Genomic DNA, 24,080 nt, shown 5'->3' with positions numbered 1-24,080 from the left:
ATTCATTCGTATAACACCATTCCTTCGTCTGCAATCAATGCCTCAGCGCCCCTACGTTACGTTGTTTTCGCTGCCCGTGATCGTGTCGGCGCTTGGATTTTTTGTCGACGTATACGACATGCTCATCTTCAGCATTGTGCGGGTGCCTAGCCTGCAATCGCTGGCGTTGAGCAAGGCCGAGGTGTCGAGCGTGGGCGCATTTATTCTTAACTGTCAGCAGGCGGGGTTGCTCGTTGGCGGTATTCTGTGGGGTATCATCGGCGACCGGCGGGGGCGCATGTCAGTGTTGTTTGGTTCGATTATCATGTATTCGCTGGCCAACATTGCCTGCGGATTTGTGCCGGTCGTTCGGTTCATGGCCCCTACCGATTATTACGCCCTGATGCGGTTTGTGGCGGGCGTGGGGCTATCGGGTGAGATCGGCGCGGCAATGGTGCTCGTGTCGGAAATTCTGCCCAAAGCGATTCGGGGCTTCGGGACGTCGGTGGTGGCCGGTACGGGTTATCTGGGCGCGGGTATGGCCTACATCGTCAACAGCCTGTTCGACTGGCAAACGGCGTTTTTTGTGGGCGGCGTCATGGGTTTGCTGCTCCTGTTGCTGCGCGTCAGCGTGTTTGAGTCGGGTTTGTTTACCAACCTGAAACAGGAGCGCCACGAAGTCGATCGGGGTAATTTTGGGCACTTTTTCAGTAGTACAAAACAGGCCGTGAAATACCTGCGGTGTGTGGCGCTGGGGTTGCCTACCTGGTTTGTGGTGGGCATCCTGGCCACGTTTGCCAACGAATTTGGCGAGGCGATGGCCATTGGCACTACGATTGATCCGGGGCGGTGCGTGATGCTGCTCTACGTGGGGCTGGCCGTGGGCGACCTGCTGTCGGGCCCCATCAGCCAATGGTTGCACTCGCGTAAACGCGCTGTGGCGGGATTATTGCTAACCAGCGTGACACTGTGCGCCATCTACCTGTTTGGCGGGCTTAAGACGCCAGGTACGTTGTATGCGGTGATGGCGCTGCTCGGTTTCTGCACGGGTTATATTGCCATGTATCTGACGATGGTAGCCGAGCAGTATGGGACTAACCTGCGCGCTACGGCTACGACCTCGGTGCCGAGCATCGTGCGGGGCATGCTGATCCCGATGACGATGGCCTTCAAAGCCATGAAGCCCGGTCTGGGTACGTTGGGCGCGGCGGGCGTGCTGGGCGTAGTCATTTTTGCGCTGGCGTTCTGGTCGCTGAGCCGCATGGAAGAGACCTTCGCCAAAGACCTCGACTTTGTCGAAGCCTGACCGGGACGCCGCTGCGATCCAACTGTTTGCAGGCGGCACGGGTCTTACAAGAAAATGAACACATCGCTATGACTCGCTGGATCTTTGTTTTGCTGCTGACGTCGTTGTTGAGTTGTACCGACAAGGCAACGCTCAACCCGGAAGGGGGCGACGTACTGGAAAGTAGTGCTACCCTGCGTGGCAACAGCTTGCCCGTGGATGGGTGTGATGCGCACTTATGGCTTATGACAACTGGTACATCTTCCGATTCAAGAACCTACATTCGGCTGCCGACGCAGGTTACCCGACCGCTGATGGACCGGGTAATACAGGCGCAAGTGGCCGCCTCGGGCACTGGCTACTGGATGGGGAGTAAAGACGTGACGATCCGGTACCGCGAAACGGGCCAAACCACCACCCTGCAATGTGGCTGGGGGGCCACGCAGGAAGTCAAAACGATTGACTTGCTCGACATTCGGTAAGAACGAAACAGGGGCAGACGCCTGGTTACCGAGCGGTACAAACCGCTGATTGGTAGCCAGGCGTCTGCCCCTGATGCATATCTACTCGTTGACCTGAATGGAGTGGATACGGTATCGGCCGGGCGCCGTCTGCCTCATCAGCACATTGACGCGAAAGGCTTGTGAGCCAGACCAATACGTGCCGGTGGCGTAGCGAAGGTGGGGCGTCAGCCCCTGATCGGAGGGCTGAAAATGGCGAGGTGGAAATTTTTTGAAAAAAGACCGCATGATTAATTCCGCCTGGCTGGCCCGAACCGACGGGTAATCAACCCCGACCGGATCGATGCGCAACTCAAGGTTGGCGTCGAAATAAGAGGCTAACCGTTTGGCTTCGCCCAGTCGCATCGAGTCGCCGATCGCCTGCGTTGGATTGGCTTCCGACGAGAAACAGGACATACTAACCCAGAGCAGACAACTGATGAGCCATAGACAGTATGACTTCATAAACGATTTGTAAAACAGTATTGACTAGGAAGTGAATGGAGATATACCCATCCACTAACAGGCGAAAACTGTGCCAGAATCCTATTTCCGCTTAGCTGTGTATGGTAACATATGAAAACATGTGCTAATCGGCGAATACGGTCAATATGCGGAGGGCAGGGGCGAAATCCAGCGTCTTTATAGTACAATTGCAGCTTCATTCTGGCTTTTGGCCTATCCTTTGTATGGCAGTGACTCCTATCCTGACGGCGACGCAGATTCAGCAGAAAATCCGGCGTATTGCCAGTCAGCTTTACGAAACCAATTTTGACGAGAAAGCGCTGGTGCTGGCGGGTGTAGCCGGCGAGGGCTACGAACTGGCCCGGCGACTGGCCGACGAACTCCGGCAGATTGCCCCGTTTGCGGTGTCGCTGGTGCAGTTGACGATCGATAAAACGCAGACGACGCAACCCACGATGGCCCTGCCCGACCCGGTGGCCGACTATAGTAATAAAGTGGTGGTGCTGATTGACGACGTGCTCTACTCGGGCCGGACGCTGGCCTTCAGCCTGCAACCGTTTCTGTCGGTGCCGGTCCGGAAAATTCAGGTGGCGGTACTGGTGAACCGCAACCACCCGCGCTACCCCATCGCTGCTGATTTTATTGGCCTCGAACTGGCCACGACCCTCAACGAGCACATCGAAGTGATCCTCAGCGACAAAGACCGGGAAGGGGTGTATCTACGGTAAGTTCAAAGTCCAAGGTTCAAAGTTGGCTGGCGCGCACTACGCTGGTGCCAGCCAACTTTGAACCTTGGACTTTGAACCTACTTTATACTTCCTCCAGCAGCGTCCGGAAGGAGGTGTAGCGGTTGGTATAGCGGTCGGCGACTTGTTGTTGCAGGGCCGACTGGTAGCGGCTCTGGTACGTGAGGAAATCTTCCATCGTCTGAAACCAGTACTGAAACGTGTAGGTGGCGCCGCCATTGTCGATTTCGGTGAGCAGTTTCAGCACGTTGTTGTTGATGGGCAGGCCCGTATTCATGACGTCGGGTACGTGTACGTCCTTCATCCAGCGTAAAAACTCCCGCTCAATCCGCAGATCGACGTTCATTGTGATGTTGTAGAGAATCATTGTCGTTTCTTTGCACCCAGTTCACATTAGCTCAAATTACACCATGTATTCTGGATTAGTTCACGCCCACTCCGGGCTTCGCTGGTTGGCTCTACTGCTGTTGGTAGCCGCCGTTTTTGTATCGGTAAGCCGCTGGATGGGTAATCAGTCGTTCACCGACGGCAACCGGAAATTGTACCTGTTCACCCTTATTTCAGTGCACCTCCAACTGGTGTTGGGCCTGATTTTGTATTTCATCAGCCCTAAAGTCAACTTCAACGGCATGAGCGAGCGCGTGATTCGCTTCTACACGGTTGAGCACATCACCATCATGCTGCTGGCTATCGCGCTGATCACGGTGGGTTATTCGCGTTCGAAACGCGCCACCAGCGATACCCAAAAGCACCGGCTCGTGGGTATCTTCTACGGCATCGGTCTCGTTCTTATTCTGGCCGGTATCCCCTGGGCCTTCCGCAACCTCGGCGCGGGTAATTTTTAATCACAATGACTAATGTATAGTGAAGAATGTACAATGGGCTAGCGCAACGCTTCTGGCAGCGTACATTATACATTCTTCATTATACATTAGTCGTTCCGTTTCACCTCATGACTCGACACCCAGTCGAGGGAGGAAATAGCGGCGGCCAGCGATAGTTCTCCGGCCGCAATGACACCCGCCACAATCTCGGCAAACTTCATCACTTGGCCCGGTCCATAGCAATCCATCAACTCGAGGCATTCGCGCTGAGTAGGCAGACCCGTGCCGCCTCCGTGCGTAGCGACAATCAGTGAGGGCAGCGTCACCGACCCATACAGGTCGCCATTGGGCAGGATCTCGGAGTAGGCGATGGCCGCCGACGATTCGGCCAGACAGGCCACATCCTGACCCGTCGCGATAAACAGCGCCGCCAACCCATTCACCGAATGCAGGCCGTTGTTGTTGGTGCCTGCCAGCCACGCGCCCACCTGCCCCACGCGGGCATGCCGGTGGAGCTGCTCAGGCTCCACCTGTAATTCCCGAATCAGCAGGGCGCGCGGAATCGTAACCTCGGCCGTCACCCGTTTGCCGCGGGTTCGCAGCACGTTGATCTGCGACGGCTTCTTGTCGGTCGCCATGTTCGATTCCAGAAAAAAGTGCTGAATCTGCCCGTCAGGGTACTGCTCAAGAATGTAATTGCAGGCCGCCAGCGTGGCTTTCGTCACCATGTTCTGGCCCGCTGCATCGCCGGTGGTGTAGCCAAAGCGCAGAAACGCCAGTTTGCCGTTCAGGTACGTGTCCACGTAACGCAGTTTGGCGTAGCTGGACGTCGTCTGTGCTTCGGCGGCTAGCTGTGGCTGTCGCGCCTCGATCCAGCGGACAAAATCACGGGCGGCGCGGGCGTCGGCAAACTCGAAAACGGGCGCACGCTGCATGGCGTCGTCCTGAACGGTACAGGTAACGCCCCCGCTGCCGTTGATGAGCTTGATGCCCCGGTTGTAGCTCGCCACCAGGGTACCTTCGGTAGTGGCCAGCGGAATCAGAAAGTCGCCTTGTGCCCATTCACCGTTCACGCGCAACGGCCCGGCCAGCCCGATGGGCACCTGCGCTACCCCTACGAAGTGTTCGATGTTCCGCCGCACGGTATCGGGCGCAAACGACGCTTTGAAAAGGTGTTGCGGCTGCGTCTGGGTACGTTCCGCCAGGTAGCGTTGCCGCTCGGCGACGGCTTCGGGCGTGTAATCGTCGGCCTGCCGGGGAATGCTTAGGGTAGCGGGAGCGGTTAGCTCGTCGACTTCACCGAACAGGCCGGGCTGTAGCTCATCGTCGACGCGCAACGTGATGGTGCCAAACGGTTTGGTATGCAGCGTAATTTCCAGCTGATGCAGACCCGGGTCCAGTTGGGCCGTCTGCGCCACCACCCGCACCGACTGGCGCAACGGAAAGGGGAGGGGCCGTGCCGGTGAAATCGCGGCTACCGTGACCGCCTCACCCGTGTCGGGAATAAGCTGAAAGGCCTCGGCCGGGTAGTCGATCCCGTCGATGCGGGCGCGCTGCAGGCCGGTAAACTGGGCGTCGGCCAGCCGGTTTTTGAGCGTGAACGTAATGCCCGTTGGCGTGTTTTGTAAGCTACTGCGTGTGTATAGCTGTTTAAGCAGCACGCCCGGTATAAACTGAAACATGGTGTCTGTATCGATTATCATTCCTACGCTTAATGAGGCGGCCGATTTGCCCCGCACCCTGCGTTTAGTGCGACAGCTCTGCCCCGAGCCCGTTGAGGTGTGGGTAGCCGATGGAGGAAGCACCGACCAGACACTGGCCCTTGTGCGCGCGGCCCAGACCGATTGGCCCAACCTGCACCTGCTATGCTGCGATCGGCTGGGGCGGGCTACGCAGATGAATGGGGCAGCCCAGCGCGCGCAGGGCGATCTGCTCTGCTTTTTACACGCCGATACCATCCTGCCCGACGATGCGCTGACGGTGATTGGCCAAACGCTGGCTTGCCCAACAGTAGCGGCGGGCGGCTTCATCTCGATCATGCGTGGCCCCACGAAAACCCGTTGGCTGACGTCGCTGCACAATTTCCTGAAAACCTACTACGCCCCGCTGCTGTTCAGGCCGCACCTGTTTTTCTTTCGTGGGGCGCGGCTGCTTTTCGGCGATCAGGCCATCTTTTGCCGGCGCGAGCAGTTTCTGGCCATCGGTGGCTATGCCGATGACATGCCGATTATGGAAGAGGCCGATCTGCTGCTCAGGCTGGTGCGCTACGGGCGCGTTCGGCAGGTGGGGCGGCTAGTCGAATCGTCGGATCGGCGGGTGGCGAAGTGGGGGTTTTGGAAAGCCAACGCCATTTACCTGACCATCGGCTTTTTGTGGGGCATCGGCTACCCGCCCGCCAAGCTAAAACGCTGGTACGCCGACGTGCGCTAAGGAGTACCCCCCCCGGCCCCGGCCCTTGAAATAAGGGGAGGGGGGATGCCTGACGGCTACTATGAGGTTACTCCACCAGCAGTTTGACTTCGCCACCGAGTTCGATCTGGTCGCCAGGGACGAGCAGGTAGCCGACGCCGGGCATATCGGCCCGTTCGAGGGTGTCGTTAGCGTGCAGAATCTTGGTTTTGTTGCCGTTGGTGGGCAGGCCGCCGGGATCGACGTAGAGCCGATAGCGGCGGGCGGTCTCGTCGAATTTGATGGTGGCGTGTTGGCGGCTCACCACCTGGTTGACCTCGCCCCGGCGCGGGTCGAAGGCGGGGTCTTCGGGGTCGACAAAGACAATATCGTTGGTTCGGATGCGGCCTGATGCCGTCTCGACGGTGGCCCCCCGGCCCACACAGTACGTCAGTTTCTGCGATGGGTCGAGCAGGTAATCGGTTTCGGCGGTTTGGCCCGTGAGCGCGCGCAGCCGGAGTTGGGTGGGGTGCACCGCCGTGGCTACGGGTTTAAACACGACCGTCAGCCCGAAATTGCCCTGATGATAGGTGCAATCGACGGGGAGTTCGTCGGTGACCAGTTGCCATTCGAAGAGCCAGTTGGGGGCCAGGGCGATGTAGTGGTTGGCCAGGTGGCGGCTCAACTCTTCCTGAAAGCGGCCCGGCTGATTGGCGTAGAGCACCACCTGCATCAGCTGCACGTCGTCGGGCGTGGGGCAACGTACCCAGAGGCGCAGGCCCAGGGGGGCGTTATCGGTTTCGTTGGCGTAGGGCGTCAGTTTCTCGATCAGGAACCGAAACAGTTCCTCGCGGCGCTGCGGGGCTGGTGGCGGTTTGGGAGCCGACGGCGCCGCCGGGGCGGGCGGCGGGGTTGCCCGGGGCCGGTTGGCTGGCTCGTCGGGCGTGGGTTGGGTAGCCTCGGGGGGCGCCCCGAGGCCGAAAAGCTGCTTGAGTTTGTCCGAAAAAGCCATGTTCACATCCGTTGACTTGTTGGTTCTGTTTGTCTGCTGACCAAAAATAGGCGCAGCCCGACGAATAGAAAGCGACAACCGCCAAAAGATAAGCGACCGGATGGTGGGACCCATGAAGTAAACTCAACGCCGTAGAGCAACTAGCTAGCTGATTGCGCTTACGGCGGTTGAACTGGCTTTAGTTGGGTCGGGGACCCGTAGTGTGGCCGATCCCCGATTGGCCACCACATTTCTAATGACGATTAATTCGTCAGGCGTTGGCCGTCTTTGAGCAGAACGGCCTTCAACTTCTCGTAGGGCAGGCGCTGCGGCGATACCTTGTTGTCGATGGACAGCACCGCCGCCGTAGCTGCCGACTGCCCCAGAATCATAAAGACCGGCTCCATCCGGATCGACCCGTAGGCGATGTGGCTGGCCGATACGCAGACCGGCACCAGCAGGTTACTGCACTCGGCTTCTTTGGGCAGAATCGACCCGTAGGCGATGGAATAGGGCTTGTCGGGATGCACGCCGATGTCGCCTTCGTTCTGCACGTAGCCGTCGGCTTTCACATACCGCTGGGCCTGGTGCGCGTCAAGCGTGTAAGAACCCATACCGATGGGGTTAGGCACCTGCGTTTTGCCTAAGGCGTCGGCTTCTTTCATCACGAACGTACCCAGCATACGCCGGGCTTCGCGGATATAGAGCTGATGCGGCCAGCCGCCGTTGTCGGTAAACTCGTCCTTCGGCAGGCCCCATTGCTGCATGGCCTCGTGCACGTCGGCCGGTACGTTCGGGTCGTTTTGCAGGAAATACATCAAGCCTTTCTGATACCGTTCATGGTCGCGGATGATGGCGCGGCGGCGTTCGTAAGTCGCTTCGGGGTAATCGTAGTTTTTGCCGATGTAGTCGGTGCTGAACGGCCCGTGGTTGTTGGTGTCGGTTTTCCGGTTCGGAATGGGGTCATACTTGGCAAACGTCTCGCGCCAGCCCGACGCGAAGACCCGCGTCAGTAGTTCATAGCGGGCCGGGTCGTAGCCGTCCGGTTTCGGGAAGGGCAGGCGGTTGTCGGGGTGATTGCTGAGGCACATCCGAAAGCAATAGGCCTGAATGCGCTTGTCGCCCGCCCCTTTTTCACCCGGTGGGTCCGCCGACACTTCGGGCAGCAGGCCGCTTGATGGGTCTCCCGCAATTTTATACGGGCTGATGTTCATCATGAAATGGTGGCGGTGATGAAACACCTCCGTTTGGATGCCGTTGTGTTCTTCGCCGTACACACTGTTGGCCTCGCGCCCAACGTGGTATTTTACACCTGCCGCCGCCATCAGATCGCCTTCGTAGGTGGCGTCGATAAACATCTTGCCCCGGTACTCGTGGCCGCTCAGCGTGCGGAACGATTGAATGACGTTGCCTTTTTTGGATATACCTGTCGCGGCCCGGTCGAGCCATTCGTCGCGGTAGATGGTGAGTTTATTTTCCCGCACAAAATCGTCGAAAACGCGCTCTGCCGCGTGGGGTTCAAAGATCCACATCGTCCGGTTGGTGCCATCGATGGCGGGGGTACCCTGCCCTTTGTTGCCATACTCGCCTGGCTTCTGCCATCGCCAGGAATCGGGCTGCTGGTAATGGGCGTAGAGCCGCTGGTAAAACTGGCGCGACAGCCCGCCGATCACCTCCTTGTTGCCTGTATCGGTGAAGCCAAGGCCGCCCGCCGACAATCCGCCCAGGTGTTTGTCGGGCGAGACGATGATGACCGTTTTGCCCATCTTTTTCACCTGAACCGCCGCCGTGACGGCCGCCGAGGTGCCGCCGTAAATGATAACATCGGCTTGCCGAACAGCCGGTTGCGCCCATACATGGCTCATAAACAAACTGTAAAAGGCCGCCAGAAGAAAACGCTTACGCGATAAGGAAATCATACGATTGAGTTTAGAAGCAAAACAAAAAGAGAGCGGCCGCCTACCCGGCGATCAGCCGCTGTAGGTAGGCTGGGTACGTTTGGTCATCGGCATCGCCTCGGGTGATGCTGTCGCCGAAGCACACGATTCGGTTTCTGAGCAATTGCCGTTGGGCCAGAAAGGTGTACAGCGTAACAGCCATGAGCCGGTAGCCGTCGGGGGTGGGGTGAACACCGTCAGTTTTGCCACTGTTGGCTTCGTTTTTCAGCAGGCTGCTCCGGTCGAGCCCGATGTTGCCCACCGACGCGAAGACATGGTGCATATCGAGCCAGGGAAACTCAAACGACGTAGCCGTGTCGCGAACCAGCTGGTTTAGCTGCCTTGTGCGGGCGGGGTGCCCCTCGGGTTTGTAAAAATTGGGGTCGTGGCGCGTCATCAGGTAAGGTTCGTATACCGGCAGTATGGTCATCAGGACGACCTCGCTGCGGGCGGCTTTGAGTTTGGTGCAAAGCTGCCGCAGGTTCTGCCCGTAGGCGTCAACAGGTACGTGCTTCCGGCTGTTGACATCGTTGGTACCGATCATCAGGATGGTCAGCTCGGGCCGGTGCGCCAGACAGTCAGCCTCGATACGCGCCAGCAGGTCGACGGTGTTGTTGCCGCCCACGCCCGCATTGATGATCACCGACTCGCCAACGGGTTGTTGCGTGAAAGGACCAACTGCCCCGGCACCATAAGGCGCCAGGGCGAGGGTCGTTTGTAGGAAAGTCCGGCGTTTCATGAGTCAATCCGTAGGTACGTGTTCCCGTCAGCCGTGATCAATATCCCGGATTTTGGGTCAGGGCGGGGTTGACGTCGCGCTCGGTTTGAGGGATGGGCAGCAGGTAATGCCGGTCTTCGACCAGAATGCTGGGGTTTTGGGCCTTCATGGCGCTGATGAGTCGTTTGGTCCGAACCAGATCATACCACCGGTGCCCTTCAAAAGCCAGTTCGAGCCGCCGTTCCAGCAGCACGACCTCGCGGAATTCGGCCTGCGTCAATCCCGACAGGTCGGCGATCCCGGCCCGGCGGCGAATCCGGTTGATGGCCGTGTAGGCGTCGGCATTGCCCGCGCCCTGCTCGTTCAGCGCTTCGGCATACATCAGCAGCACGTCGGCGTAGCGGATGATCGGGAAGTTGTTGCTGCCTTCACCGTTGGCCGTGGCCGACGGGTCGAGGTATTTGTAGACGTACCCAGGAAACAGCACGCTGGCGGGCGCTGCCGGGTTGGTGGTGGCCGAATACAGCTTGATGGTGACGTCGCGGCGTTTGTCGGCGGCGCTGTAGGTTTTATACAGGTTTTCCGTGGCCGGGTCATCCCCGAAGCCCGCTACGCCATTGACGCGGTCGAAGTTGGGGCGCATGTAGCCCTGCATCCAGCTGCCTTCGCCCACGCCGCCGCCCAGCGCCTGCATCTCGAAGACGGCTTCTTTGCCGTTTTTGTTGGCGATCAGAAACGCTTCGCCGAACGTGGCCCACAAGTCATACACGCCGAGGTCTATTACCTCCTTGGCTTTAGCGGCGGCGCGGGGCCAGTCCTGCCGGGTGAGGTATACTTTGGCCAGAAACGCCTTGGCTGCGCCCTGCGTAGCCCGGCCCCGGTCGGCACCGCTGTAGGTCGTCGGCAAGACGGCTTCGGCTTCCGTAAAATCCTGAATCACCTGCTTATACACATCGTCGACCGATGCCCGCGCCACGTTCAGGTTGTCGAGCGAGGTGGTCTCGGTGAGTTGCAGCGGCACACCGCCAAACAGCCGCACCAGCGTGAAGTAGTAAAAGCCGCGCATGAATTTGGCTTCGGCAATAAACCGGTTTTTCAGCGCGTCGTCCATCGGGATGGCGGGTACCCGGGCAATGACCGTGTTGGCTCGGTTAATCGCCTGATACACCGTGCTCCACACCGACTGAAACGTGCTTGTAGCGGGCGTGAACGTGTATTTGTCGAGGTCGTTTTTGGGCTGGTTGGCTGTCGACCGGCCGTTGCCCCATTCGGCATCGTCGGTCGCCTGATCCTGAATAATCCACATCACCTGCGCGTACAGGTTCGATGAGTTCAGCGGGTCGTAGATGGTACTGACGGCGGCGCGGGCATCGTCGGCGTTGCGGTAAAAATTGGCGGGTGTGAAGGTGGCTTCAGGGGTTTGTTCCAGTACCTCACAGGCGGTCAGCGAGACCAGCAGACACAGAATAGAGAGAATCTTTTTCATGGTTTTGTGGGGTATTCGTTTAGAATCCGACGTTCAGGCCAAACAGCATCGTTTTGGCGGCGGGGTAGCTGGCGTAGTCGAAGCCCTGGCTCCGGCCGTCCTGCCCGAAGCGGTTCACCTCGGGGTCGTAGCCCGAGTAGTTCGTAAACGTCAGGTAGTTCTGGGCGGCCACATACACCCGTAGCGACTGGATATTCAGCGCCCGCACCGCCGCCGACGGCAGGTTGTAGGCCAGCTGAATGTTCTTTAGCCGCAAATACGAACCATCTTCGATCTGCCGGGTCGAGATGCGGTTGGCGGGGCGGGTGGTCGAGGCGCGGGGTACGTCGGTATTGGTGTTGGTGGGCGTCCAGCGGTTCAGGATGTCGCGGGTCTGGTTGGTGGTGGCGTTGAGGTATTCCAGCTCGAAGCGGTTGGCATTCAGGATGCTGTTGCCGTAAACGCCTTGGAAGAAGACGGTCAGTTCGAGGCCCTTGTAGCTGAAGGTGTTGTTCAGGCCGCCCACCAGCTTGGGTTGCGCCCGGCCAATGATGGTACGGTCGTTGTCGTCGATTTTCTTGTCGCCGTTCAGATCGGCGTATTTCCGGTCGCCGGGCTTGCGGGCCTGCGGATCGGCCAGCGCCGTTAGTTCGTCGGGTGTTTGGTAGAGGCCGTTGGTAACGTACCCAAAGAACGACCCCAGCGGTTCGCCGACGCGGATAATGCCCGAGTTCAGGTTCTGCCCGATGTTGGCCACCTGGCCGGCGAAAATCTGCGGCGCCCCGCCAATATCCAGCACTTTATTGCGGTTCATGGCCAGGTTCAGGTCGGTATTCCACTTAAACGCCTTGTCCACGTTGCGCGACGAAATGCCCAGTTCGAGGCCTTTGTTTTCGACCCGGCCCAGGTTCTTGATCGCGCTCGAATAGCCCGACGTGCTCGGGATGGTCACGCTCAGCAGCAGGTTCTTTGTCTGCTTCAGGTAGGCGTCGGCGGTGATGGTGATACGGTTGTTGAACAGCCCCAGATCGATGCCCAGGTCAGCCTGTGTGGTGGTCTCCCAGCCCAGGTCGGGGTTGGCAATCTGCGCTGGGCCAATACCCGTGGCGACGGCATTGCCGAAGACGTAGTTCTGCGTACCCAGCAGCGAATAGGCCGGGTAGTTGCCGATGCCGTCCTGGTTGCCGGTTGACCCGTAGGTGGCCCGCAGCTTCAGATCGCTCAGGGCGCGGGCGTTTTTCAGGAACGCTTCTTCGCTCACCCGCCACGCTAGGGCTGCCGACGGGAAATAGCCATACCGCTTGTTGGCCCCAAAGCGCGACGACCCGTCGGCCCGGATGCTGGCCGTGAGCAGGTATTTGTCTTTGTAGCCGTAGTTGACCCGCGCCAGATAGGATTGCAAGCCCCAGGTGCCGATGCCTGACGAGGGCGACAAGGGTACCGCTGCCGAGCCCAGATTGCCCGAGCTGAGGTTGTCGTTGACGAAACTACGCGCCGCTGCCGTGCTGCTTTCCGAGCGGTTGGCCTGCTGCGTGAAGCCCACCAGCGCCCCGATGCTGTGCACCGTGTTGATGGTGCGGTTGTAGGTCAGCAGGTTTTCGTTGAGCCACGTAACCGCCTGCCCGTTGGCGATGGAGCCGGCACCGCCCTGCGCCAGCCCACTCGACACCGAGCGGGGCAGGTAGTTGTCCTGCTTCTGCAGAATGGCGTCGACCCCCAGCAGCACCCGCAGGTTCAGACCGTCGATGATCTGGTAATCGCCGAAGACATTGCCAAACGCCCGGAAGGCGGTGTTGCGGTTGCGGCTCTCGCGGGCCAGCGCCACCGGGTTGTCGGCCGTGAAGTTCGAGGCCCCGAGCAGGTAGCTGCCATCGGCGTTGTAAACAGGCAGGATGGGCGGGAATTGCAGCGCCGCGATGGTCACCAGCCCCGCGCTGCCCAGATCGCCATCGGTGCGCGACTGGTTCGTGACGGTCCGGCTGACGGTCAGGCTGTTGCCGATCTTGATGCGGTTGGTCAGCTTGCGGTCCAGGTTAATGCGGAACGAATACCGGTCGAAATCGGAGTTGACCACCACGCCGCCCTGCCGGAAATACCCGCCGCCAATGGCATACTGGGTACGTTCGTCGCCCCCGCTGAACGAGAGTTGGTAGTTCTGGATGGGGGCCTGCCGAAAAATTTCGTTTTGCCAGTCGGTGCCTTCGCCAAACGCGTCGACCTGCGCCTGCGTGTAAACGGGGGCGCGGCCTTCGTTGGTGTTGGCGTCGTTGACAAACTGGGCGTATTCGCGGCCGTTGAGTACGGGGTATTTGCGCCGCACGGTTTGAATGCCGTAATACGCATCGAGGTTGATGGTCGATTTTCCTGCCTTACCCCGTTTGGTTGTGATGATCACCACACCGTTGGCCCCGCGTGAGCCGTAGATGGCCGTTGACGAGGCGTCTTTCAGGACCGAAATACTCTCGATGTCGTTGGGGTTGAGCGTGCTGAGGACGTTGAAGCTTGAGCCGCTGCCCGCCCCGTCGTTTTTAAACGGAATACCGTCGATCACATACAGCGGTTCGTTGTCGCCCTGGATGGAGTTGCCACCCCGGATTCGGATGGTGGTTGAGCCGCCTGGCGCGCCTGAGTTCTGGGTGATCTGCACCCCGGCGGCCCGGCCCTGCAACGACTGATCGAGCGAGGTAACGGCCACCTTCCGGATTTCGTCCACCGGCACCGTCGCCACCGAGCCCGTCAGGTCGCTTTTCTTTACCTGCCCGTAGCCCACTACCACCACTTCGTTGAGAGTTTTGTCGCTCACCGCCAGCGCGACGTTGAGGGTCGTTTGGTTGCCGACAGCCACTTCCTGGCGCTCGTAGCCAACGAAGCTGAACACCAGCGTCGTGTTCGGATCGGGCACGCCGAGTTGGAAAGTCCCGTTGCCGTCGGTGGTGGTGCCGCGCACGCTGCCTTTGATGACCACGCTGACGCCGGGCAGCGCTTCGCCTTTTTCGGCATCGGTTACCCGCCCCCGGATGATGATCTCCGCCGCCCGCTCGACCTGCTTGAGCGCCAGCTGGCCAATCTCGCCGAAGTTGCTGCGCTCCGTTTGGGAAGCTAGTGGGTCGGCTTCGGGTTGCGGTTGGCCGTCGGGAAATCGGGCGCCGACCTTCGGTAGTTTGCGTTCGGTGACCAGGTACGTGCCCGCCTTTACTTTTTTATACCGTAGCCCCGTCTGTTGCAGGGCTAGGTCGAGGTTGCGTTCCAGCGCCGCCGACCAGTCGAGTCGTTGCGACACCGTCAGGCCGTTTACCAGCCGGTCGGCAAACAGAATATCGACGTTGTAGTGCGATTTCAGTTCGATCAGTACGTCTTTCAACTGGCGGGACGCTGTCATCTGTTGCGTTGAAAACGCCATCGAATTGGCCGATACCGTGTGCATGCGGGCCATCGCCTGCGCCATCCCCGGCGACCCGTTCAGGAGCCAGAGCGCAGCCATTGGACAAACCAGCCGGAGTGAGTAAATGAGTCGGTTCATGGTACTGGGGGTTATGCGTTGTTATCGTTAAGCACTACCTGCTGGTCGTGGCGCACCACGTTGATACCCAGCACATCGGAAATCGCCTGAAGCAGCTCGTCGGCATTTTCGGCGTGGAACGAGCCGGTGATGGTCTGGCGGGCCAGTTCGTCGCCCAGGATACGTACCTGAAGGCCATAGTTGTCGGTGAGCAGCTGGCCCACCTCGCGCAGAGACGTGTTGTTGAAAATGAATTCGTGCCGTTGCCAGGCTGCGTAGTCGCGGGGTTTGGGGGTCGTGGCGCGCTTGAGCCGGCCGCCACTGTCGAGGGCCACCACGTCGCCGGGTTTGAGGGTCAACTGCTCCGTTCTCCGGGCCGACGTGGGGTAGTTTACCAGCACCTTACCCTTGGCCAGCACCACCTTGGTTTCGCGGGGGCGGGCAAACACCGTAAACTCCGTGCCCAGCACCACCACGTCGAGCCCTTTGGCCGTGTGCACCACAAACCGCTGGTCGTCGGGCGTGTGAACGACGGCAAAATTGGCTTCGCCTGTCAGCTGTACGTGGCGGCTCTTTTCGCCCCAGATCGCTTTCCCGAAGCCGAACCGGGGCACCCGCAACGAGGAGTTGGCGTTGAGCACCACCGTGCTGCCATCCGCCAGTTGCAGCGACCGGGTTTCGCCGTAGGCGGTCTGAATGGTCTGGTACAGCAGGTGATCGCGTAATAGCCAGCCGCCTGCCAGCAACGCCAGCGCCACCGACGCTGCAATGAGCCCGCTCCGGGAAAACCAACTGCGGCGAATGGCCTGAAACGGCACTGCCGTTGGCGGCGGTTCGGCCGTGGCGGCCACGGTGCCGGGTGGAGTCTGTTCCAGAAAAGCGCGGTAGGTGGGCAGCGCGGCGGTCAGGTCGGCAATGTATTGGGGTTTGCGGCGCTCCCATTCGTCGAGGCAGCGGTAAAACGTTTCTTCGTTGGCAGGGTCGCGGAGCCAGTCGGCAATCGTTTCCCGTTGCAGGGCCGTCACCCGCCCGGCAAAGTAGTCGAACAGAAGCTCGTGGCTGACAGTGGTGTTCATACAGAGAGCGTTAACAGGGTGAGGAGCGACAGGGTCCACTTGGTCCGCAGCAGGTCGCGCAGAAAATGGCTGGCCTTCCGAATTTGGGATTCGACCGTTTTGGGAGCCAGGTGCAGTTCGTCGGCGATTTCGCCGTATTTCTTCCCTTCGAAGCGGTGCATGAGGTAGATTTTCCGCCGTTGCAACGGCAGCGAGTTGATGGCCGCCTCAACGTCCTGGTACAGTTCCTCATACTGAGTAACGTTGTCGGGCTGCTGCGACTCTCCCGTCGAAAAGCCTTCGGCCGAGGTCAGGTCAACTTGTCGGCTCACTTCCCAACGCAGGTAGTTGTAGGCCTGATGCCGGATCGTCTTGTAGAGATAAGCCCGGTAGGAGGTGGTGATGGTGGCAAACACCTGATTGGTGTAGAACCGGCAGAATACCTCCGACACCAGGTCCTGGGCTACGTCGCGCGCGCCCACAAACCGGACGGCGTGACTGCACAGGGGCTGATAGTACAGCCGGAACAGCAGCTCGCAGCCCAGCCGCGGGTCGGTGGCAAACGTGTTACGGATAAACACCTCGGAGTCTGGCGCAACGGCCTCCTCGGGCTCCTCATTCGCCATGCGTAGCGGGACTGGTCTGCCCTGTCGATCTGCCTGATTCGTAGCCATCGCCCTCCTGTGAATTGGTCTATTTTTCCATAGACAAGTACTATGGCGCAAAACCATTACTGCTTTGGGCTCTTTTTTTTCTGATTAGTTTATGGGCGGTTTCGGGAGCAACAGAGGCGCTTTAATCAATTTTAAACGCAAAGGACCAAAAGGATCTAAGGTGGCTATGTAATCGTAGGTTTATTTAGCAGAAACATTTACTCGACTTTAGTAACCTGAATGAACCAGTTTTACAGCCTGTCTATAACTAAACTTGTCTTTTTCTGGTGGGTCAGTTTGCTCAGTCTGACGAGTCAGGCGCAACGCATCGGGCCGGTGGCATTCCAGCAGTTACCCCAACCTTACCAGCTATACCCGCGTAATGCGCAGAGCACAGCGCTGATCCCGGTAGCAGGGCGAGTTGAGGAGGCCGGTTGGGAAGCCCTTTCGGTCCGGCTCTTTCGGAACAAACAACCGATTGCGTCTCGCCGGGTGCCGCTAACGTATGCCGGCAACAGCGCGGCGTTCCAGATCGACCCGCTGCCCATCCGGGCTGAAAAAGCTGAATATGATGTGAGCGTGACACTCTGGAAAGGCACCGACTCGGTCAACGTGGTCACGCGCACCAATATCGTGGCGGGCGATGTGTTTGTGCTGGCGGGGCAGTCCAATGCCGGGGCCTTTTTCCGCGACACCCGTACCAACGAATTCTGCCGCACCTTTGGCGTCATCAGTGAGAACTACGGCAAAGGCGTGTACAACCCGGCCGATACCGCCTGGGCCCTGTCGAACCAGACGCTCTACACGCAGAACGTGGGTAACCTCGGGTTTGGCATTCAGCAATACATACTGGAGAAATACGGTATCCCCACCTGCCTCATCAACGGGGCCATGCACTGGTCGTCGATGAACGAGCAGGCCATACGCACGGCCACAAACCCTACCGATCTGACCACCGGTTACGGGCGGCTGCTCTACCGGCTGCAAAAAGCGGGCGTGGCCAACGCCGTGACGGCCTGGGTGTATCGGCAGGGCGAAACCGAAGGCTACGGCGAAAGTACCGACTGGCTCGGTGGCTTTGGGCGCTATTACCAGCAGCTGAAAACTGATGTGCCGTCGGTGAAGCAGTTTTACGTGTACCAGATCGACATCATCGACCCGGCGGTGGGGGCGGCCCCGTTCGTGCGTGAGTCGCAGCGCACCCTGCCCCGTACTTACCCCGACATTCAGGTGGTGGCCTCGGTGGGAACGGAGGGTTTCGACGGGCTTCATTACTCCGACGCTGGTTACGACCAGAATGCCATGGAAGTGGCCCGCCTGATTGGCCGTGATTTTTACAACGATCCCGATCAGGACAACATCGACGCGCCCAACCTGCGGCAGGCCTATTACTCAACCGCCGCCCGCGACGAAATCACGCTTCAGTTCAACCCCGGTCAACGCATGAACTGGACCGACGGGCACGGCAGCCTGAAACTAACCCAGTTTCTGTACCTCGACGGGCAGGCGGGTAGCGTGCAGAGTGGCCGGGCCGAAGACAACCGGATCATTCTGAAACTAAACGGCCCCTCGGGTGCCAGCAAGCTAACGTACCTGCCCGCTACCTATACCAACCAACAGCCCGACTACCCGTACCGCGGCCCGTACCTGACCAACAAACGGGGCCTGCGGGCGCTGTCATTTCTGGACGTACCCATCGCCGCCAATGGGCCATCCGACGTACCCACCGTGGCTACGCCGTCGCTGTCGGCATCCGTAGTATCGGCGTCCTCCGTGCGGCTGACGTGGTCGGCCGTGGCGGGGGCGACTGGCTATGTGTTTGAGGCAAAAGCGCCGTCGGCCTCATCCTTCGCGACGCTGGCCCAACTGCCCCGCGACCAACAGGCGTTTGTGGTGGAAAATCTGCCGCCCGGCGCTGTTTACGCGTTCCGGGTAAAAGCCATCCGGCGCGACGATGAATCGGCCTACGCGCAGGTCGACGTGCAGACGCCGGCCGTGTTGACAACACCCGAGTTGCAGGCCACCGCCACCTATGCTACCGCCGTGCGCCTCCATTGGAACGCCATCGCCGATGCCCAACGCTATGTGCTCGAACGGCGGACAACGGCCGAAACCAGCTTCACGGCTGTGGCCACGCTCCCGCCCGCAACGCTTCTGTTCCAGGATAGCCTGTTGGTGGCTGGGCAGCGCTATACGTACCGGCTCAAAGCAACCGGCCGCTTCACCGACTCGCCCTACGCGGAGGTGACGGTGCAAACGCCCGCCTACCTGCCCACCCCCGAACTAACCGTGGCGCCCCAGTTCAATGACGCACTCCTGGTAAGCTGGAAACCCGTTGCCAACGCCACCCACTACGCGCTGTGGCGCAAAACCGGTACGTCGGCGCTGGTCGCGCTGGGTACGTTCGAGGCGTCGGTAACGGCGGTGAGCGACGCCGGTTTGCAGCCGGGTACGACGTATACCTACCAGCTACAAGCCTTCGGCGACCGCACCGAATCGCCCATCGTGCGCGCCGATGCCCAGACGCCCGGCCTGCTGGCCACACCCACGATGAGCAGTACGGTTGTGTATACGAATGCCATCCGGCTGGCCTGGATGGCGGTGCCCAACGCCACGGCCTACCAACTCGAACGCATGACCGACGGACAGGCTTACCGCGTAATCGGCTCGTATGGCCCCACCGTGACCACGCTGGTCGATACGGCGCTGGCACCGGGAACGGCCTATGCGTACCGGGTGAAGGCAAAAAGCCCCCTGTCCGAATCGGTGTACGGGGTAACAAGCGCCACCACCACGACCCTGCTGAGCACGCCGGTGCTGTCGGTGACGGTGCTGTACAACAACGCCCTGCGGCTGGGCTGGGCGTCAGTGCCCGCGGCGACGTCGTATCAACTAGAGCGGATGGCCGCCGGGCAATCCTTCCAGACCGTGGGTACGTATGGCGCGGGCGTCAGCGCTGTGCGGGATACGCTGCTGGCCCCCGGCACTAGCTACACCTACCGGCTTCGGGCGTTGGGCGACCGGACCGAATCGCCCTACGGCACCCAAACCGCCCAAACTCCTGCGCTGCTGAGCACCCCCGCGCTCAGTGCAACAGCTGTGGCCTTCGATACGCTGCGGCTCCGTTGGGACCCCGTGCCCAGCGCGGCCTACTACTGGCTCGAACGCCGCAAAACGGGCGAATCAGCCTACAGCTACACGACGCGCGTCGACGCAGGGACCACGCAGTATGTCGATGCCGGTTTGTCGCCCAGCACCACCTACCAATACCGGCTGACGGCCTTCGGCGATAAAACCCAGTCGGCGGCGGCCACGGCTTCGGGCACCACGCTCGTCTTGCTGGCCACCCAGTTTGAACCGGCGGCTCACTTCAGGCTCTGGCCCAACCCCGCTCGTGGGAAGGTGACGCTTCAGTTTGCCCGGCCCACCACCGGAACCGTGCAACTGATCGATTTGCGGGGGCTGGTTCATAAGCGGCAAACCGTGCAGCAGGCAACCGAATCGCCGCTACTCTTGCCCGATGCCCCCGCCGGAACGTACCTGATTCGGGTGGAAAGTGGGGCTGATGTGTACGTGCAGAAACTGTTGATTGAGTAGCTTTGGCCCAGATTCGTCGCCCTAGTTTCTCATCAACCCTTCTTCGTCCCGTGACTACGCTCGTGAACACGCCCCTGCGTTTGCTCAGCCTGCTAGGCTGTTGGTTGGCCGTTCTGGTCAGTTATGCCCAGCCCGCCACCACCAAAGACCTGTACCAGAAGTACGAATACCAGATTCCCATGCGCGACGGCGTGAAGCTGTTCACAATCGTGTATGTCCCGCGCGACGCCTCGGCGACCAACACGTACCCGATGGTGATGCAACGTACCTGCTACAGCGTGGCCCCCTACGGCCCCGATGCCTACCGCCCGCTTATCAGCCCGTCGGCCACGATGATGCGCGAGAAGTACATTGTGGTGTATCAGGACGTGCGCGGGCGCTGGATGAGCGAAGGCACCTGGACCAACATGACGCCGAACGTACCGGACCCGGTAGCCGCCCCCGCGTCGACCAAACGCGGAAAAGCTAAAGCCAAGACCACCAGCCCGGCGAGCCTGTCGGTGGATGAAAGCTCGGATACCTATGACACCATCGAGTGGCTGCTGAAGAACGTACCCAACAACAACGGGCGCGTGGGCATGTGGGGCATCAGTTACCCCGGTTTCTACACCGCCGCGGCCCTGCCCGATGCCCACCCGGCCCTGAAAGCCTCGTCGCCGCAGGCCCCCGTCAGCGACTTTTTCTTCGACGATTTCCACCACAACGGGGCGTTCATTCAGGCCTACCTGTTCACCTTCCCGGTCTTCGGCGTGCAGCATCCGGCCCCCACGACCAAATCGTGGTACGATGATCAGATGATCAAAACCGGCACCCGCGACGGCTACCAGTGGCAACTGGATTTGGGGCCACTGAAAAACGCTAACCGCTACTATAAAGACAATTTCTACTGGCAGGAAACGATGGCGCATCCCAACTACGATGCGTTCTGGCAGCAACGGAGCATTCTGCCCCATCTGAAAGGCGTCAAACACGCCGTCATGACTGTGGGCGGCTGGTTCGACGCCGAAGACCTCTATGGCCCGCTGAACATCTACAAAACGCTGGAGCGCAACAACCCCACGATGGCTGCCAACACGCTGGTGATGGGGCCGTTTGGGCACGGGCGCTGGTCGGCCGAGACGGGCCACACGCTGCACAGCAACATCTATTTTGGCGACAGCATCGCCACCTTTTACCAGCGGAACATCGAAGCGAAATTCTTCCGGGCGCACCTCAAAGGCGATGGCAAGAGCGATCTGCCCGAAGCCTACCTGTTCGATACAGGTCGGAAAGAGTGGAAAACGTTTGACAAATGGCCCGCCGCCAATGCCGAGACCCAGACGTTCTACCTCGCCGCCAACGGGAACCTGACCAAGCAGGGAGCCACGCTGGCCGCTTCCGAATTTGTGAGCGACCCCAATAAACCGGTGCCCTACACGGAAGACAACACCACGACGGCGAGCTTTACACCCTTCAACTACATGTCGGAAGATCAGCGCTTTGCGGGCCGCCGACCCGACGTGCTCACCTTCCAGACCGATGTGCTGACCGAAGACCTGACGCTGGGCGGCGAGATCACGGCCAAGCTGAACGTGAGCACCACCGGCACCGACGCTGACTGGGTTGTCAAACTCATCGACGTATACCCCGGCGACGAGCCGAACCACCCCTATATGCCGAACAAAAACGTGATACTGAGTGGCTACCAGCAGATGGTGCGGTCGGAGGTTATGCGCGGTCGTTTCCGCAATTCGTTCTCGACACCCGAGGCGTTCAAGCCCAACGAACCTACCAACGCGACCTTCCGGCTACAGGATGTGCTGCACACGGTCAAGAAAGGCCACCGGCTGATGATTCAGGTGCAGAGCACCTGGTTCCCGCTCATCGACCGTAACCCGCAGACCTTCGTGCCCAACATTTTCCTGGCTAACCCTGCTGACTTCCAGAAACAGACGCACCGGGTTTACGGCAATTCGGCCATTGAGGTGCAGGTGCTGAAGTAAAGGATTGTTAGTTCCCAATTTATCAGTTGCCGCTTATCGTTCCCCGTTTTTATGATCAATCCCAATCAACTCCGCCCCCTTGTTTCGGCCCTGTATGGCCTGGTTGCCACGGTCATCCTGATGCTCATGCTCGTGGTCGTGATGGTTTTTCTGATGCCTGCTGAGACGCCCGCCATGGCCGATGCCGGCGGCGCACCAACCCCGACCGCAACTAGTGGTGCACCGACTGCCGCTCCCAAAGCCCCATCGGCTGATGCAGTGGCGGGCAAAGAAATTTTCAATAACAACTGCGCCGCCTGCCACAGCGCCGGGGCCGACAAACTGGTCGGGCCGGGGCTAAAAGGCGTGCGGCAACGTACCCCCGGCGAGGCGTGGCTCCAGAAATGGATTCGCAATTCATCAGCCCTGATTGCTTCCGGCGATGCCTACGCCGTGAAAGTGTTCAACGATAACGGGCAAGTACAGATGACCTCGTTTGCCAGCCTCACCGATCAACAGATCAAGCAGATTCTGGACTACGTAGATTCCAGCAATTAAAGTCGCTAAGTGTGTGTCGCTTTTAGGGAAAATTTGTGACATTTGGTTTGGGCAACGGGCGTATGCTATTGTCCCTTAACCGTTACCAGACCAACTGTCATGAAAAAAGGTTTTTTCGTCCCGCTGCTGCTCGGTGCATCGCTACTGTGTGGCTTCGATCAGCCCATCAAAATCGTACGTACTTCGACTGACGCCGACATCCGGGCTGCCGAGAAAAAGGTGATCAGACGTTATAAAAACAAAGTAGTCATTACGGTCTTCAACCGCAATGCCCAGCAGGAGATCACGACCATCAAGGCCCAACGCTACTACCCGGCCGAAAACCGAATAGGTGGCTCCTGCAAGTCGGATAACTTTGGCGAAATGGTCATAGGTGCGGCTAGTTTTTCGATCAAAGACTATGGCGAAAACTAGTCTGACTGTACATTCGCTGACAGCTGGGCTTACTAATTCGTCGGCGGACAATTACGTGTCGTACAAGCGATACTTTTTGGTTTTATTTAGCTTTCGTATTGTTTAACGCTGCTTACTTTTCCGTTGCTGAATTCGATGGCCAGAACGTCAGGATCAAGGATTGTTAAGCCCGGCCTCATCCCAAGTTGATAGGTCCAATGGTCGCTTTCGTTCGTGTTGCCTTCATCGCCAAGTAGTTGCCTGACTTCCGATTTTGTTTTACCAAGAAGCATTTTTCGCTCAATAATGTCCTCTGACAGTTCATACCGCTTTCGTTTGTTCGCAAACCATTTTTCCTGGTCGAAGCTGTATGTTGGGTGATAGCTTAAGCTAAAAAGCAAAAGCATGACAAGGCCAACATACAGCATTGGCGTTGTTAGAATCGTTATTACCCATGTCGCTATAGTCCTTATCCGCTGGTCCTTGATGAACTTGCTAACTAACCAACGCCAGAGAAAGAAGGTCGGCAAACCAAGACTCAATAAGATAAAGTAAACCTCGATGCTTGCCCCGAAAAGGCTTGGTATATAGAGTGCTATCGCCATATCAATGTAAAGCAAACTGTGTGAATTATAAGGCTCTATCGATAGGCTTACTCAGGATTACTCCATAAAATAGCGTTATACAGGTATATAGGATAAATGCTGGCCTCCTTTGAAATAGGCTTAGTATACAGCTTACTTGGATCAAACTCTTCGCCACAGCTTGTTTTAAAAGCGTTAAAATCGATCATACAACTAACCTTAGGCGAACGTTGCTTCAGCGCTTTAATTACGTCGGTAATCCGTTCAGGCAGCCAATCTTTACAGATAAATAAGTCCGTGCCCGTTTTTAGGTGATAATACAAACCCACCATAATACCCTCGCTCTCGAGATATACCTTCTTCCGTTTTATGTATTGATCTCGGATCGGGACATAAACAGTGAAGTAGATCGTTGCACTGGCTAATAGTAAGTGGCTCAAAATAGCTGATTCAGTCAGTTGATCAACGTGCATAGTACAGGG

Annotated in this window: 21 protein-coding genes; 9 read left to right on the top strand and 12 right to left on the bottom strand. The window is 58.9% G+C overall.

The genetic code is table 11. The features are described 5' to 3' along the window. Positions 1-37 precede the first annotated feature (37 nt). Together FAES_RS23355 and FAES_RS23350 are read left to right on the top strand one after the other, a co-directional pair. Positions 38-1,285 carry an MFS transporter gene (locus FAES_RS23355; RefSeq protein WP_015333659.1) on the top strand — a complete coding sequence of 416 codons (1,248 nt, stop codon included), beginning with the start codon at positions 38-40 and terminating at the stop codon, positions 1,283-1,285. A 68-nt stretch (positions 1,286-1,353) separates the two neighbouring features. Then, positions 1,354-1,746 carry a hypothetical protein gene (locus FAES_RS23350; RefSeq protein WP_015333658.1) on the top strand — a complete coding sequence of 131 codons (393 nt, stop codon included), beginning with the start codon at positions 1,354-1,356 and terminating at the stop codon, positions 1,744-1,746. Between the two features lie 81 nt (positions 1,747-1,827). On the opposite strand, the gene FAES_RS23345 is transcribed toward FAES_RS23350, so the two are convergent. After that, the gene (locus FAES_RS23345) at positions 1,828-2,229 is read right to left on the bottom strand and encodes a DUF4783 domain-containing protein (RefSeq protein WP_041258328.1); all 402 of its coding nucleotides are present in this window, start codon (positions 2,227-2,229) and stop codon (positions 1,828-1,830) included. A gap of 224 nt (positions 2,230-2,453) precedes the next feature. On the opposite strand from FAES_RS23345, the gene FAES_RS23340 reads away from it, so the two are divergent. Further along, positions 2,454-2,957, top strand: a complete 504-nt coding sequence (locus FAES_RS23340) for a phosphoribosyltransferase family protein (RefSeq protein ID WP_041258327.1) — start codon at positions 2,454-2,456, stop codon at positions 2,955-2,957. A gap of 82 nt (positions 2,958-3,039) precedes the next feature. Here the strand turns inward: FAES_RS23340 and FAES_RS23335 are convergent, their stop codons facing one another. Continuing rightward, complete coding sequence (locus tag FAES_RS23335; RefSeq protein WP_015333655.1) at positions 3,040-3,342, bottom strand: DUF4286 family protein; 303 nt, start codon at positions 3,340-3,342, stop codon at positions 3,040-3,042. 43 nt (positions 3,343-3,385) lie between these two features. On the opposite strand from FAES_RS23335, the gene FAES_RS23330 reads away from it, so the two are divergent. Further along, positions 3,386-3,820, top strand: a complete 435-nt coding sequence (locus tag FAES_RS23330) for a hypothetical protein (protein ID WP_015333654.1) — start codon at positions 3,386-3,388, stop codon at positions 3,818-3,820. 86 nt (positions 3,821-3,906) lie between these two features. Here the strand turns inward: FAES_RS23330 and FAES_RS23325 are convergent, their stop codons facing one another. After that, positions 3,907-5,481 carry a hydroxymethylglutaryl-CoA reductase gene (locus FAES_RS23325; RefSeq protein WP_041258326.1) on the bottom strand — a complete coding sequence of 525 codons (1,575 nt, stop codon included), beginning with the start codon at positions 5,479-5,481 and terminating at the stop codon, positions 3,907-3,909. Here FAES_RS23325 and FAES_RS23320 point away from each other — a divergent pair. Continuing rightward, positions 5,480-6,229, top strand: a complete 750-nt coding sequence (locus FAES_RS23320; RefSeq protein WP_041258325.1) for a TIGR04283 family arsenosugar biosynthesis glycosyltransferase — start codon at positions 5,480-5,482, stop codon at positions 6,227-6,229. The genes FAES_RS23325 and FAES_RS23320 overlap by 2 nt on opposite strands. Before the next feature lie 67 nt (positions 6,230-6,296). On the opposite strand, the gene FAES_RS23315 is transcribed toward FAES_RS23320, so the two are convergent. The 7 genes from FAES_RS23315 to FAES_RS23285 form a co-directional block, all read right to left on the bottom strand. Then, on the bottom strand, positions 6,297-7,199 hold the full coding sequence (locus FAES_RS23315) for an FHA domain-containing protein (RefSeq protein WP_041258324.1): 903 nt from the start codon (positions 7,197-7,199) through the stop codon (positions 6,297-6,299). A gap of 242 nt (positions 7,200-7,441) precedes the next feature. After that, a complete protein-coding gene (locus FAES_RS23310) occupies positions 7,442-9,043 on the bottom strand; it encodes an FAD-dependent oxidoreductase (protein ID WP_051054443.1) in 1,602 nt (533 codons plus the stop codon). Positions 9,044-9,137: 94 nt separating this feature from the next. Continuing rightward, complete coding sequence (locus FAES_RS23305; RefSeq protein WP_015333650.1) at positions 9,138-9,854, bottom strand: SGNH/GDSL hydrolase family protein; 717 nt, start codon at positions 9,852-9,854, stop codon at positions 9,138-9,140. Between the two features lie 37 nt (positions 9,855-9,891). Further along, positions 9,892-11,319, bottom strand: a complete 1,428-nt coding sequence (locus tag FAES_RS23300) for a RagB/SusD family nutrient uptake outer membrane protein (RefSeq protein WP_015333649.1) — start codon at positions 11,317-11,319, stop codon at positions 9,892-9,894. A 19-nt stretch (positions 11,320-11,338) separates the two neighbouring features. Next, the gene (locus FAES_RS23295) at positions 11,339-14,818 is read right to left on the bottom strand and encodes a SusC/RagA family TonB-linked outer membrane protein (RefSeq protein WP_015333648.1); all 3,480 of its coding nucleotides are present in this window, start codon (positions 14,816-14,818) and stop codon (positions 11,339-11,341) included. Between the two features lie 11 nt (positions 14,819-14,829). Continuing rightward, positions 14,830-15,873: a FecR family protein gene (locus tag FAES_RS23290; protein WP_015333647.1), complete on the bottom strand. Its 1,044-nt coding sequence runs from the start codon at positions 15,871-15,873 to the stop codon at positions 14,830-14,832. Then, the gene (locus tag FAES_RS23285; RefSeq protein ID WP_148289435.1) at positions 15,870-16,478 is read right to left on the bottom strand and encodes a sigma-70 family RNA polymerase sigma factor; all 609 of its coding nucleotides are present in this window, start codon (positions 16,476-16,478) and stop codon (positions 15,870-15,872) included. The genes FAES_RS23290 and FAES_RS23285 overlap by 4 nt, the downstream gene beginning before the upstream one ends. Positions 16,479-16,745: 267 nt before the next feature. Between FAES_RS23285 and FAES_RS23280 the strand changes: the two genes are divergently transcribed. From FAES_RS23280 to FAES_RS23265, 4 genes are all read left to right on the top strand, one after another. Beyond that, on the top strand, positions 16,746-20,102 hold the full coding sequence (locus FAES_RS23280; protein WP_015333645.1) for a fibronectin type III domain-containing protein: 3,357 nt from the start codon (positions 16,746-16,748) through the stop codon (positions 20,100-20,102). Positions 20,103-20,152: 50 nt separating this feature from the next. Further along, entirely contained in the window at positions 20,153-22,084 is a 1,932-nt protein-coding gene (locus tag FAES_RS23275) for a CocE/NonD family hydrolase (RefSeq protein WP_374755358.1), read from the top strand. 51 nt (positions 22,085-22,135) lie between these two features. Further along, a complete protein-coding gene (locus tag FAES_RS23270) occupies positions 22,136-22,621 on the top strand; it encodes a c-type cytochrome (protein WP_015333643.1) in 486 nt (161 codons plus the stop codon). Positions 22,622-22,720: 99 nt separating this feature from the next. Then, positions 22,721-23,035, top strand: a complete 315-nt coding sequence (locus tag FAES_RS23265; RefSeq protein WP_015333642.1) for a hypothetical protein — start codon at positions 22,721-22,723, stop codon at positions 23,033-23,035. A gap of 86 nt (positions 23,036-23,121) precedes the next feature. Here the strand turns inward: FAES_RS23265 and FAES_RS23260 are convergent, their stop codons facing one another. Then, the gene (locus tag FAES_RS23260; RefSeq protein WP_051054266.1) at positions 23,122-23,634 is read right to left on the bottom strand and encodes a hypothetical protein; all 513 of its coding nucleotides are present in this window, start codon (positions 23,632-23,634) and stop codon (positions 23,122-23,124) included. Positions 23,635-23,666: 32 nt separating this feature from the next. After that, positions 23,667-24,071, bottom strand: a complete 405-nt coding sequence (locus FAES_RS23255; RefSeq protein WP_041258321.1) for a hypothetical protein — start codon at positions 24,069-24,071, stop codon at positions 23,667-23,669. Between the last annotated feature and the right edge of the window lie 9 nt (positions 24,072-24,080).

The organism is Fibrella aestuarina BUZ 2 (genome assembly GCF_000331105.1).
Classification (GTDB): Bacteria; Bacteroidota; Bacteroidia; order Cytophagales; family Spirosomataceae; genus Fibrella; species Fibrella aestuarina.
This window is presented reverse-complemented; position numbering and strand designations above follow the sequence as displayed.